The organism is Martinezella lusitana (genome assembly GCF_016901135.1).
Taxonomy (GTDB): domain Bacteria; phylum Pseudomonadota; class Alphaproteobacteria; order Rhizobiales; family Rhizobiaceae; genus Rhizobium; species Rhizobium lusitanum_D.
In genome coordinates this window covers 118,570-132,063 of sequence record NZ_JAFEVL010000048.1, presented here as the reverse complement: position 1 = coordinate 132,063, position 13,494 = coordinate 118,570, and the positions used below count along the sequence as shown (strand labels likewise).

Sequence of the window (13,494 nt, the reverse complement as noted above, 5' to 3'; positions counted from 1 at the left end):
TGGAACATATAGTGTCCGTTCTGGATTTGTTTCACGCTTTTCTCGATTCTGGGGTTCCAAGACGATGTTGACGCGCAAGCAGCAGGAACTGCTTCTCTTCATTCACGAACGGATGAAGGAGTCCGGCGTGCCACCATCTTTCGACGAGATGAAGGACGCGCTGGATCTCGCATCCAAATCCGGTATTCACCGTCTGATTACGGCTTTGGAGGAACGAGGGTTCATCCGCCGTCTCCCGAACAGAGCCAGAGCGCTTGAGGTCATCAAGCTGCCGGAGGCCTATAATCCAAGCCTGCAGCCGCGCCGCGGCTTTTCGCCGAGCGTCATCGAAGGCAGCCTCGGCAAACCTCAGCTGGTTGCGCCGCCCGCCCCGCCAAAGGTGGCGAACGACGACCAGAACGGTTCTGTTTCGGTGCCGGTCATGGGCCGCATCGCAGCAGGCGTTCCGATCTCGGCCATCCAGAACAATACCCACGACATAACTGTTCCCGCCGACATGCTCGGCTCAGGCGAGCATTATGCGCTGGAAGTAAGAGGCGACTCGATGATCGATGCCGGCATTTTTGACGGCGATACGGTCATCATTCGCAATGCAACGACTGCCAATCCGGGCGATATCGTCGTCGCTCTCGTCGACGACGAGGAAGCGACGCTGAAGCGCTTCCGCCGCAAGGGGGCCTCCATCGCGCTCGAGGCAGCCAATCCTGCCTATGAAACCCGCATCTTCGGACCGGATCGCGTCAAGGTGCAAGGCAAGCTCGTTGGCCTCATTCGCCGTTATCACTGACCGGTGATACCGGGACGATCGGCGCGCCGAATGTGCCTGTGCGCCAATCGTAGGTTCTGTGCCGAGCCCATGGACGCTGCGGATTTTCGAATGCAGTCGCCACATTTGGCTTGTCGGTGCTGAAGTCCATCTCAATGGACCCTGTCCGCCGCAATGTTGCGCCAGTAAAAAGCATGGCGCCGGAGCGGCAGCGATCCAGGCGCAGTCGTACAGGCGTGACGACGATGTTGGCCGTATCGCAGGCCGGCGACAGGTAAGCGGCGTCCTCGATGGTGACCAGCATCGCGCCATTTTCAAGCATCGCGACGCACCATGCGCCCTTTTGGCAGGCAAAGCTGCCCTGCATTGTCTGGTCGAGTGCTTCATCCATTGCCTTGCGAACAGCGCCCTGCTCTTCGACGCTCAATCGCCGGCGATGATCCGTCTTGCTGATCTGAGAAAGGCGGCTGTCGACAGGAAGGATAGTCGGAGGTTGATGCTCGGTCGCAACCAGCGCCCTCTGCCACTGTTCGAAAATGAAAGCCTGCGGTCTTTCGCGATTTGTTGCCAGTATGTCGTCCTGTCGCAAGGCAACCAGAACACCGTCCTCGGAAATCATGAGATCCGGTCTGGGCACGCCGGAGCCGAATGCTGCCACGCCGAGGGAAGAGAGTAGCAACAGCAGGCCCACATGGCGCACCCTCGTCCGCAACATCGTCATGAGCAGAAAGCCCGTGATGAATGTCGGCATAAGCCAGGCGGGCTGGCGGCCGAAGGTAATATCGCCGCCCCATCCCGCCACCGTTTTGGCTATAACGATGACCAGCTCCAGCCCCTCGCCGGTGATTTGCCAAAAGGGCCCGTCGAGGCCGAATGGCATAAGCAGCATGGCCACCATACCGAACGGCATGACGATGAAGGAGACGATCGGCATGGCAGCGAGATTGGCTGCAAGGCCGTATGTCGCCAACCGGTGAAAATGCTCGATCGAGAAGATCGCCGTCGATGCACCGCCAATGAAGGAGGTCGACAATATGCCGCCGAAGAAGCGCGTAACGAACAGCAGCGGGCTCAGGAGCCTGGAGCGCGACAGGATATTTTCCCGATGCTGGCGCCGTTTCCAAAGCGTGTAGCCGGATACCAGCGCCAGTGTCGCGGCATAGGACATCTGGAAGCTCGGCCCGAGCACCTGCGACGGCGACAGGCTGAGAATGACGATTGCCGAGAGCGCGACGTTGCGCAGACTGATCGACGGCCGGTCGAAGAGTACGGCAACCAGCATGATCGCCATCATGATGAAGGCGCGTTCGGCCGACACGCCAAAGCCGGAAATGAGATAGTAAGCCGTCACGGTTACCAGCGCACCGAAAGCGGCTATCTTCTTGGTCGGCCACGCCTGCGCCATGCCGGGAAACAGGCTGAACAGATAGCGTAAGCCGATATAGAAGATGCCGGCCGAAAGCGCCATGTTCAGGCCGGAAATGGCGATGATATGCGTGAGCCCGGCCATTCGCAGCGCTTCGGTCGTCTCGTCCGAAAGCGCGCGTCTCTCATCGGTGACAAGTGAAGCCGCGAAAGCGCCGGTGTCACCGGGCAAGGTTCTTCTAATCCTGTCGCCTATGCTGTTGCGCAGGCCGGCAAGCCAGATGTCCGCTTTAGCCAGCACCGAATCCGCCGAGACATCACTGGCCGGAGACAACAGACTCGGCGTTCCAAAGGCAAAGCCGTTTGCACCGATGCCGTTGAAATAGGAGCTGAACGCGAAATCGTTGAGGCCCGGCAGAGCAGGTCCGGCCGGGGGCGTCAGTCGCGCCTTGCCCTGGATGCGGTCGCCGAGGTTGAATGGTTCTGCCTGCTTGCGCACGAAAATGGTGACGCGTTCCGGCGGTCTGCGAATGGCAGGTTTTTCTGTCTTGTCGACTTTGACGACGTAGCGCCAACCTCCGTTATCGTAGGATTCGCGCCTTTCGACCCGACCTGTGACGGTCGTGGTCACAGCCGAGTCGAGCATGATGGTTGATGCCCGCCAGCTTTCCCATTGCGCCAGAGCCATGCCCAGACAAATCAGCATGCCGGCGAAGAGGACATGCCGGAAGACGCGCCCCGCTTCGCGCCTGAAAAGAAAGCTGCCGGCCAGGATCAGGAGCGCAGCGAGCACCGCCTGCGGAGGTGGATCTATATCGGCTCTGAACCAGAAGATCGCGCCGAGGCCCATATAGATCGGCGCAAACAGGATGGCACGACCATGCGCGGCCTCCTCTTCGATCAAGCGCCAAACAACCGAGCGAATACGGACGACAGCAAGGTAGAAGCGCGCTACCCGAGACGCCTGATCCTGCGTTCGCTCGCGCTGCCCCGCTTTGGCACGTGAAACAAGAGGCGTGGCGGCATAGTGAAGCTCGGCAGGCCCAGGAAGATTCCTGCCATCCTCCTGCTGCTCCGGTGCCTTTAAATTAGGCATTCACTGCCTGCCCCACGCAAAACTACAGCTATGACGCGATTTTTGCCGTCACCATTCGGTGAATTCAACCAAAATCAGCACACCCATTGCCAAATTGCGCTATTTACCGGAACGGAGGGACCAAATGCCCTACTGCAGTGCCCAAAAGTTGATACCGCAATGCACAATTCGGCATTAGGATAACTTGGCATTAGGCTCTGGATCATATAGCTAGTCGGTAGTCGCTTAACCTTTTGGCGCTTTTTATGGCGTCAATCCCGCCAAATCTTGGAGGATCAGCATGACGGAACAAAGCGCGAAACTAACTTGGGGTGAGAAGACGGTGGACCTGCCGGTCAAAACCGGAACCATCGGCCCGAGTGTCATTGATATTGGTGCCCTTTATAAGAACACCTCCACTTTCACCTACGATCCTGGCTTCACCTCGACCGCGTCGTGCGAGTCCAGCATCACCTATATTGATGGCGACGAAGGCGTTCTGCTGCATCGCGGCTATCCGATCGAACAGCTGGCCGAACACGGCGATTTCCTCGAAGTATGCTACCTGCTGCTCTACGGCGAACTGCCGACGGCTGCGCAGAAGAAGGACTTCGACTATCGCGTCGTGCACCACACCATGGTGCATGAGCAGATGTCGCGCTTCTTCACCGGTTTCCGCCGCGATGCGCATCCGATGGCCGTCATGTGCGGCTGCGTCGGCGCTCTGTCGGCCTTCTACCACGACTCGACCGACATCACCGATCCGCATCAGCGCATGGTCGCGAGCCTGCGCATGATCGCCAAGATGCCGACGCTTGCCGCCATGGCCTACAAGTACCATATCGGCCAGCCCTTCGTTTATCCGAAAAACGATCTCGACTACGCATCGAACTTCCTGCGTATGTGCTTTGCCGTTCCCTGCGAAGAGTATGTCGTCAATCCGGTGCTGGCACGCGCCATGGACCGTATCTTCATCCTGCATGCCGACCACGAGCAGAACGCTTCGACCTCGACGGTTCGCCTTGCAGGCTCCTCGGGCGCCAATCCGTTTGCCTGTATCGCTGCAGGCATCGCCTGCCTCTGGGGCCCCGCTCATGGCGGCGCCAACGAAGCCGCGCTGAACATGCTGACGGAAATCGGCTCTGTCGACCACATTCCGGAATACATCGCCCGCGCCAAGGACAAGAACGATCCGTTCCGCCTGATGGGCTTCGGCCACCGCGTTTACAAGAACTACGATCCGCGCGCCAAGATCATGCAGAAGACGGCGCACGAGGTTCTCGGCGAACTCGGCATCAAGGACGATCCGCTGCTCGACATCGCGATCGAGCTGGAACGCATCGCGCTGACCGATGAATACTTCATCGAGAAGAAGCTCTATCCGAACGTTGACTTCTACTCAGGCATCACGCTGAAGGCCCTCGGCTTCCCCACCACCATGTTCACCGTGCTGTTCGCGCTTGCCCGCACCGTCGGCTGGATCGCTCAGTGGAACGAGATGATCGAGGATCCGCATCAGCGCATCGGCCGTCCACGCCAGCTCTATACGGGCGAACCGCCGCGTGAATACGTTCCGGTCTCCAAGCGCTAAGCTCCGGACCTAAAACAAAAAAACCGGTCAGAAATGACCGGTTTTTTTATTGGACAAGACCTCCAGGAGCACGGCGGCCGCCTTGTCACCAGGCGGCTCCTCCGTCTGCATGCGCTGCCAGACGAGATCATAACCTGCGAGCATTGCCGATAGCTCAGGCGTGTCGTTCGACAGACGCTCCATGTAGCGGGCCAGCAGGACGGGCCGCAAAATGTCGTTGATGAGCTCGGGCACGACGGCGTAGTCGGCAATCAGGTTCGGCAAGGCCGCCGTCCATACCTTGATGCGCGACATCACGAATCTGGCCAGCCATTCCGTCTTGTAGGTCGAGACTACGGGAACGCCGGCAAGCCCCAACTCCAGAATCACGGTGCCAGACGCTGCCATGGCGGCATCCGCCTGCGCAAAGGCCTTCCACTTCGCATCCTGACCAACGAGGATATCCGGCTTGACGCTCCAATTTTCGAGAAGCGACCGCACCAAAGCCTCCTGCCTCGGCACCGTCGGCAGCAGATACCGGACGCCATCGTTTCGCCGGCTAAGTTCATCGGTAGCCCGCTCAAAAACCGGCAGGAGCTGGCGAATTTCCGAAGCGCGCGACCCCGGAAGAAGAAGGACCGTCATTGGGGCGTCGGCGGCACTCGTGCCGCGCACAGCGCGCTGTTGGCGCGTCTCCAGCAGATCGGCATCCACCGTCAGGCGATGGCCGACATAGGTCGTGGCCGGCCCGCCCAGGCGCTGCATGGCTTTCGGCTCGAACGGCAGCACGGCCAGCACATGATCGACATAAGCGAGCATCTCCCGCGCGCGGTATTCCTTCCACGCCCAGACGCTGGGGCAGACATAGTTGACGATCGGAAGGCCGGGCAATGCCTTGCGCACCCTTCTCGCCACGCGGTGGGTGAAATCCGGGCTATCAATGATCAGAAGCACATCGGGCTTGGCTGAAATAATGGCTTCGGCCGTCTGCCGAATGCGGGCAAGCAGCTTCGGCAATCTCTTGATCACCTGGATGTAGCCCATGATCGACAGTTCGGAATAGTCGAAAAGCGAGCGCAGGCCTTGCGCTTCCAGCGCCTCGCCGCCGACACCGATCAGCTCCACGGGACCGCCATGGCGCCGCTTCAACGCCGCGACGAGATCACCACCCAGCAGATCGCCGGAAACCTCTCCCGCAACGACAGCGAGCTTCAAGGGAGCGCCGCTCACATGAAGCCCTCCGCGCTGAGACCACGATCAATACCGCAGACGAAGATGCCGGCTTCATCGGCCGCGGCAATCACCGCCTCACGGTCGAGAACCAGCGCCCTGCCCGCTTCCACCGCAACGCCGGCAAGGCCGGCCTTCTTGGCGTTCAGCACGGTCGAGACGCCGATCGACGGCAGATCGGCTCGCACATCCTGTTGCGGTTTGCAGAGCTTGACCAGCACGCCGCGACGGCGCGCCGATATACGGCCCTCGGCGCGCAAGCCGGCAACACGCTCGATCATCTTGTCCGTGCCCTCGGCACCCTCCAGCGCCACGACGCGGCCACCGACGCTGACGGCACCCTGGCCGACATCCAGCAACCCCAGCGCATCGGCAGCCTTCGCACCCTGGGCGATATCGCGCAAATCCTCTTGCGATGGCGAGTGCTGGCCGAGCGGCCCGGTGGTCGCCAGCAGGTCGGGCGCAATCTCATGCGCACCGACGACGCGGACGCCGCCGGCCTCGATCAGGCGGATGACCATCTGCAGCACGGCATTGTCGCCGCCGGAAAGAAGCGTGCGGATAGTCGAGGGTAATTCTTTGATCACGCGCCACGTCGGATGCACCTCCCGCCAAGGCGGACGACGCGCGACGCCGCCGGACATGACGACCCGGTCAACGCCATAGCGGCGGAACGTGACTTCAAGGCCGGCGAAATTGCCGACACCGAGATTGGCGTGATCGAAAGCGGACCAATCCCGATCCGCCTCGTTCGTCAGCGCAATGACGACAGGATTTTCGCCGGCCTGACGGGCAGCTTCAGCGACATAAACGGGCAAAAAACCACTGCCTGCGATGATCGCCAACCTGCCCTTGCCGTTTTGGCCGGCCGAGACCACCGTCAGCTCTTGCCGCGATTGGGCGACGATAGCGCGCGATCGCTATCGGCTGCGATGAAATCGAGGATCTCAATCGCTTCCTTGCAATCGGCATATTCGTCACGGATCGCCGCGGCATTGTCGCGGATCGAACCTTCGCCTTCGAAGATGCTCTTGTAGGCGCGTCGAACCCTGTGAATAATCGCGCGGTCTATGCCTGCGCGCGTCATACCGACGATGTTGAGGCCGGACAGCACGCCCGGATTTCCGTTCAGCATGCCGTAGGGAATGACATCGTAGCTTGCAGCGGAAAGTCCCCCGACGAAAGCCTGCCGACCGATGCGGGTGAACTGGTGCACGGCGCAGCCACCGCCCAGGATAGCGCGATCTTCGATGGTCACATGCCCCGCCAGCATGACATTGTTGGACATGATGACATTGTTGCCGACGCGACAATCATGCGCGACATGGGAATTGGCGAGGAACAGATTGTTGTTGCCGACAATCGTCTTGCCGCCGTAGTCAGCCGTGCCGGTATTGATCGTCACACCTTCACGGATCGTGCAGTTCTCACCAACATCCAGCGTCGTCTCTTCGCCGCCGTGATGAACGCTCTGCGGGTCGCCACCGACAACGGCCATCGGAAAGATCTTCGTTCCCTTGCCGATCGTCGTGCGACCGGTAACGACAGCATGCGTCAGCAGATGGACATTATCATGCAGCACGACCTTGGGGCCCACGTGGCAGAAAGGCCCGATCTCGACGTTTTCGCCGACGATGGCACCATCCTCAACGACCGCGAACTTATGAATGTTCGCGCTTTTTGCGATGCTGCTCATGCCTCGTCCTGATCCTTCCTCACAATCATCGCGCCGATATCGGCTTCGGCAACCAGGATGCCATCGACCTTGGCATCACAATGGAACTTCCAGATCGTACCGCGCTGTTTCTGCTTGACGACATGGAATTCGACGCGGTCACCGGGAACTACCGGCTTGCGGAAACGGGCATTGTCGATCGTCATGAAGTAGACGAGATTGCCGCCGATGCCATCCTTGCGGGCGCAGATCGCACCTGCCGTCTGAGCCATGCCTTCGATGAGCAGTACGCCCGGCATGATCGGGGAACCTGGAAAATGCCCGGTGAATTGCGGCTCGTTGGCCGTCACGTTCTTGATGCCGATTGCGGAATTATCGCTATCGATCTCGATGATCTTATCGACCATCAGGAAGGGGTAGCGATGCGGCAAAAGCTTCATAATTTCCAGAACGTCAGCCGACGACAACGATGTCTTGGCTTCCTCAGTCATGCTCCGCACTCCCGTCCTTCTTTTCTCTGGCTCCGGACCGCTTCGCGATCTCCGCCGATTCCCTCAGAAAATCCCACAGGGGCCGCGCCGGATGACCGGCATAACGCTCGCCCGCCGGAATGCTGTTCATAACACCGCTCTTGGCGCCGATCTGTACACCGTCGCCAATATGAATATGGCCGTTCAGCCCCGCCTGACCGCCGATTTGCACACCGTCACCAATCAGCGTGCTGCCGGCTATGCCGACCTGGCTGACGACGGCGCAATGGCGGCCAATGCGAACGTTATGTCCGATCTGGACCTGATTGTCGATCTTGGTGCCCTCGCCGATCACGGTATCATCCATTGTGCCGCGATCGATCGTGGTATTGGCGCCGATCTCGACATTATCCTGGATGATGACGCGGCCGATCTGCACGATCTTCACCATGCCGCGAGGCCCTGGCGCATAACCGAAACCATCCTGGCCGATACGCGCTCCATTGTGAATGATGACGCCATTACCGAGGTACGAGCAGAGTACGCTTGCGCCACCGCCAATAGTGCAATTTCGTCCGATCCTCACACCCGGTCCAATAAGCGCATTGGCACCGATCCACGTGCCCTCGCCGATCTCGGCGCCAGGTCCAATGACCGCGCCCGGCTCCACACCGATATTGGCTTCGAGCTTGGCTGTCGCGTCAATGACGGCGCCGGGAGAGATCACGCCGGGGTTCGACGTGAACGCGATCGGACGCATGGCTTCAGGATGCAACAACGCTCCGGCAAGCGCAAAGTCCGTATGCGGCTTCTTGGAGAGAAGAACCGGAATGTGCGCGGGGACGAAAGATTTCAGCGCCGGCAGGCAAATGATCGCCGAAGCCTTGCACGTCTCAAGCTCGGCGCGATTCTTCCGGGAAAGGATATAACAAATGTCGCCTTCGCCTGCCCTATAGACAGGAGCAATCGACTTGATGACGACCTCCGCGAAGGTCGCATCAATAAGGTCCGCCCCAAGATGTTCAGCCAACTCTCGTAAGCTGACGCCACCATGGGGCGGGAAGAAACCAATATGTTCCATAAGCACCAGCTCCAGAACGGTGTTCAAGCCCGTTGTTCTAGGCTGCCGATATCAGAACTGGTTGGCGATGCCAAACCGGAAATTCTCAGTCTTGTCGTAATCTTCCTTGAGAACCGGCACGGCATAGTCAACACGGATGACGCCGAACGGCGAAGACCAGATCAGACCTGCACCAAGCGAAGCTCGGATCGAGTTGTCGTTGTGCAGGATGTCACCAAACAGATTGGCCTTGTTGCCGTAGAGCGTACCCGCATCGGCAAAGGCTGCGACGCGCAGACCGATATCCTGGGGAACGCCCGGCATCGGCATGCTGGCTTCAGCCGAAGCCGTGAAGTAGGTCGTGCCGCCCAACGGATCGCCATTCGACGAACGCGGACCGATACCAGCATTTTCGAAGCCACGGATTTCACGGCCACCGAGCGTGAACTGATCGAAGACGTTGAGGGTCTTGTCAGTCGGCAGGACATAACCGGCACCGACGGTCAGCGAGCCGATGATATCGGCTTCGTCGCTGATCATCTTGTAGTAACGGGCCTTGCCGCTCAGCTTGTAGAAGTCGGAGTCGCCGCCCAGACCCGCATATTCATGCGTGAACTTGGCAATGATACCTTCACGCGGCAGATTCTGGTCATCCAGCGTGTTGTAGGTAAAGGTCTGCGAAACCGTCGACTGCACCCAAGGGCCGTTCTCGACGAGATTGAGATACGGAGCCGAGAGGTTGTCCTGCCAATCGTTCGTGCCGTCGTAGGTCAGGCGCTTGTAGTTGTAGCGCAGGGTCGTCGCGAAGTTCTCGGTGATCGGCGCGGTCACGCGCAGCGAGAAGCCTTCCTCCGAATAGTCGTAGAAGTCGTCGCTCGACGTCTGGTTCTTAAAGATATCGAAACCTGCAGCGAGACGATAACCGAGGAAGTAGGGCTCGGTGAACGAGATGTTATAGGTACGATTGCCTTCCGTGCCGGCACCCGCTGCGATGCGGATGTACTGGCCGCGGCCAAGGAAGTTCTTTTCTTCAACCGAAGCTTCCAGCAGCAGACCACCGTTGTTGCCGACGGCGTAACCGGCACCGATACCGAACGAACCGGTCGGCTGATCTTCGACGTTGACGATGACAACCACACGATCCGGGGCACTGCCCTGTGCCGTGGTGATGTCAACCTTGGTGAAATAGCCGAGTGCGTCGAGGCGGCGCTTGGCGCGCGTGATCATTTCCTGGTTGAAGGCATCGCCTTCGTTCAGGTCGAACTCGCGGCGGATAACATAGTCGCGTGTACGGGTGTTGCCGCGGATTTCGATACGCTCGACATAGGCGCGCTCGCCCTGATCGACCAGATATTCGATGCCGATCGTATGACCGGTCAGATCGCGGTTGCCGCGCGGCGTGATGCGGGCGAACGGATAGCCGGCAGAAGCCACCCGCTTGGAAATGTTCTCGATCGAGGTCTGGATGTCCTTGGCGCTGTAGACATCGCCCTTGTGGGTGATGACCAGGCTCTTCAGATCCTCGGCATTGATGCCGTCGACCGTCGAGATGACATTGATGTCGCCGTAGGTGTAACGCGGACCTTCATCGACATTGAAGTTCAGCGTGTATTCGTTGTTCTGCTCGTTCAGCGTCGCATCGGCGCTGACGACGCGGAAGTCGGCATAACCATGGTTGTAGTAGAACTGACGCAGCGCATCCTGGTCGGCCTGCTGGCGATCCGGGCTGTAAACGTCCTTGCGGGTCAGGAACGACAGGAAGTTGCTCTTCTTGGTGCTGATCACCGAAGCGAGACGGCCGCTGTTGTAAGCCTGATTGCCCGAGAAATTGATCTTGTCGATCTTCGTACGATCACCTTCGTTGATGACGAAGGCGACGTTGAGACGGCCCTGAGCGACCTCGGCGGTCTGCGTCGTTACCTGCACATCGTTGCGGCCGATGGCGGCATAGGCATCCTTGATGGTCTTGACGTCAGCCTGGACGGTGGCCTCGTTGTAGGGGCCGGCCGCGTGGGTCTGAACGATCCCCTGCAGCTTGTCGTCCTTGATCTTACGGTTGCCGTTGAAGACCACAGCGTTGATGAGCTGATTCTCCTTGACCGATATGACCAGGGCACTGCCCGAAACGGTCATATGGACATCGGAGAAATACCCGGTGGAGTAAAGCTGCTTCACCGATGCGTCGATGTCGCTTGGCGAGAAACTTTTGCCAGGCTTGATCGTGATGTTGTCTCGAACAGCTTGCGCGCCGACGCGCCCAGCTCCCTGAACATCAATCCGCTGGATAACAGCGGCTTCCGCGACTGAGGTAGAGGCAAGGGTGATAACACCAGCGCCCGACGCAACAACACCAGCAGACAGCGCTACCGCCGACACTGCGTTCAATAATCTTGAACCAGCCTTCATTTTCACTTCTTACCTTTTTTTCAGTCGTCCCCAGCCCCGGGCGAACCCGATTCCGGCCACGTGTGTCGTTTTACCCGCTTTTGACATACAAGCAAGGGAGCAAGTTAATTTCCGTTTACTTCATTTCAAAGCGTGACCCATTCGCCACTACAGCTTTGAAACATCGTAAATAAATCGTAATTTTCCTCTCGCTTGCCCCATCAGCCTATTCTGGAACTAATATCGTTCCATGTCGCAAACACCATGAGTGACAGCACCATCGCAAATCCGATCCGGAAAGCGATATCCTGCGCCCGTGCACCCAAGGGTTTTCCCCTTACGGCTTCAATCGCATAGAACATCAGATGGCCGCCATCAAGTACCGGCACCGGCATCAAATTTAATAACCCTATTGAAACAGAAAGTATGGCGGCGAACTGGAGCACCGCGGAGAAACCTAAGGTTGCCATTTGTCCAGACAGTTGCGCAACCCGAATAGGCCCGCCGAGCTGGTCGGCCTTCATGTAGCCGCCAATGACATTGGCGATATATTCGAATGTGCCGGAGACGATGCTGCCCGTTTGCTTGACCCCTTCGCCAAGCGCCTGGAACGGTCCATACGTTTCGTAGCGCAGCCTGATCGGCTTCTGACCGTCGGTAATGCCGATGGTGGCTATTTCGATCTGTGCGCCGAAAATATCGGTCTCCTCGGATTTCTTCGGCGTAACCGTCACATCGCGTGTCTGGCCGCCGCGCTCGACGGACAGTGCCACGGGCTTGTCCGCGTGAGAGGCGGCGTAACGCTGCACTTCGCTGATGGAGCCTACGGCCTGTCCATCCACGGAAAGGATGCGGTCGCCGAGTTCGAGACCGGCAGCTTCAGCGGGGCTATCCGGCGCGATCGACGCCACCAACGGATCGATCGGCGCAATGCCGATGCTGCCGACATCCTTCTTGTTGCCGGAGGCATCCGTTTCCGCCAGCGTTTCCGCTACAATCGGAAAATCGCGTATCTCGCCGTTGCGCTGTATCGTCAGTACGAGGCTCTTGCCGGGTCGATCACCGATATAGCGGCCGATATCGTAATAGGTCGCTACAGTGTTGCCATCCACGGCGATCAGGCGATCTCCGGCCACCACGCCGGCCTTTGCCGCCGGTCCATTCGGCTCTACGCCTGTGACCAGTGGATCGACGAGCGCAATGCCTATGCGGCCCATCTCCATCTTGTTGCCGAACTGATCGGTGTCCTCCACCAGCTTCGGCATAATGCGGAAATCGCGCATCTGGCCGTCACGCTCGACCGACAGAACGATCGTGCGGCCCGGACGCAGACCGACATAGCGCTGCACTTCGTCAAAGGTCTTCACCTTGACACCGTCGATGGCCATCAGCCGATCGCCGGGCTCGATACCGGCTTCTGCAGCGGCGCCATCACGCGTCACCATGGCGACGACCGGATCGGCGACGGTACGACCGTAGACACTGAAAAGAACGGCAAAGATTGCAATGGCGAGAATGAAGTTTGCGATCGGACCGGCGGCAACGGTTGCCGCCCGCTTCCAGAGCTTGGCGCCGGCGAAGGATTGCGCGCGCTCTTCCTCCGTCATGGCCGCCAGTTGATCCGTATCGGTCTTGCTCGAGGCATCCTCGTCGCCAAAGAAGCGCACATAGCCGCCGAGCGGTATGATTGAAAGCTTCCAGCGCGTGCCGTGCCGATCGGTATATCCCAGGATTTCGGGGCCGAAACCGATCGAAAATGCCATGATCCGGATACCGGACCAGCGCCCGACCAGATAGTGACCCATCTCGTGCACAAAAACGAGCAGCGACAAGACGAAAACAAACGTGATGACGTTGTTCGTCAAGAAACCAATGAAGCTAGCCGCGCCACCCATGCA

10 protein-coding genes are annotated in these 13,494 nt (G+C 59.1%); 2 read left to right on the top strand and 8 right to left on the bottom strand.

What is annotated here, in order from left to right:
- The first annotated feature begins 64 nt into the window (after positions 1-64).
- Positions 65-787 (top strand): transcriptional repressor LexA, encoded by a 723-nt coding sequence (gene lexA / locus JTP94_RS21455; protein WP_204852493.1) that lies wholly within the window; start codon positions 65-67, stop codon positions 785-787.
- Here the strand turns inward: lexA and JTP94_RS21450 are convergent.
- Entirely contained in the window at positions 768-3,227 is a 2,460-nt protein-coding gene (locus tag JTP94_RS21450; protein ID WP_204852492.1) for a ComEC/Rec2 family competence protein, read from the bottom strand. The genes lexA and JTP94_RS21450 overlap by 20 nt on opposite strands.
- 280 nt (positions 3,228-3,507) lie before the next feature.
- Here JTP94_RS21450 and gltA point away from each other — a divergent pair, with 280 nt between their 5' ends.
- Entirely contained in the window at positions 3,508-4,797 is a 1,290-nt protein-coding gene (gene gltA, locus JTP94_RS21445) for a citrate synthase (RefSeq protein WP_034505135.1), read from the top strand.
- 27 nt (positions 4,798-4,824) lie between these two features.
- On the opposite strand, the gene lpxB is transcribed toward gltA, so the two are convergent.
- The 7 genes from lpxB to rseP form a co-directional block, all read right to left on the bottom strand.
- Positions 4,825-6,006 (bottom strand): lipid-A-disaccharide synthase, encoded by a 1,182-nt coding sequence (lpxB, locus tag JTP94_RS21440; RefSeq protein ID WP_204852491.1) that lies wholly within the window; start codon positions 6,004-6,006, stop codon positions 4,825-4,827.
- Complete coding sequence (locus JTP94_RS21435; protein WP_204852490.1) at positions 6,003-6,884, bottom strand: LpxI family protein; 882 nt, start codon at positions 6,882-6,884, stop codon at positions 6,003-6,005. The genes lpxB and JTP94_RS21435 overlap by 4 nt, the downstream gene beginning before the upstream one ends.
- A gap of 2 nt (positions 6,885-6,886) precedes the next feature.
- Positions 6,887-7,702, bottom strand: coding sequence for an acyl-ACP--UDP-N-acetylglucosamine O-acyltransferase (gene lpxA, locus JTP94_RS21430; protein WP_204852489.1), 816 nt, complete (start codon positions 7,700-7,702; stop codon positions 6,887-6,889).
- Positions 7,699-8,172: a 3-hydroxyacyl-ACP dehydratase FabZ gene (fabZ, locus tag JTP94_RS21425; RefSeq protein ID WP_034505141.1), complete on the bottom strand. Its 474-nt coding sequence runs from the start codon at positions 8,170-8,172 to the stop codon at positions 7,699-7,701. The genes lpxA and fabZ overlap by 4 nt, the downstream gene beginning before the upstream one ends.
- Positions 8,165-9,232, bottom strand: a complete 1,068-nt coding sequence (gene lpxD, locus JTP94_RS21420; protein ID WP_204852488.1) for a UDP-3-O-(3-hydroxymyristoyl)glucosamine N-acyltransferase — start codon at positions 9,230-9,232, stop codon at positions 8,165-8,167. The genes fabZ and lpxD overlap by 8 nt, the downstream gene beginning before the upstream one ends.
- A 51-nt stretch (positions 9,233-9,283) precedes the next feature.
- Positions 9,284-11,617 carry an outer membrane protein assembly factor BamA gene (bamA, locus tag JTP94_RS21415; protein WP_204852487.1) on the bottom strand — a complete coding sequence of 778 codons (2,334 nt, stop codon included), beginning with the start codon at positions 11,615-11,617 and terminating at the stop codon, positions 9,284-9,286.
- A 200-nt stretch (positions 11,618-11,817) separates the two neighbouring features.
- The gene (gene rseP, locus JTP94_RS36070) at positions 11,818-13,491 is read right to left on the bottom strand and encodes an RIP metalloprotease RseP (protein ID WP_204852486.1); all 1,674 of its coding nucleotides are present in this window, start codon (positions 13,489-13,491) and stop codon (positions 11,818-11,820) included.
- Between the last annotated feature and the right edge of the window lie 3 nt (positions 13,492-13,494).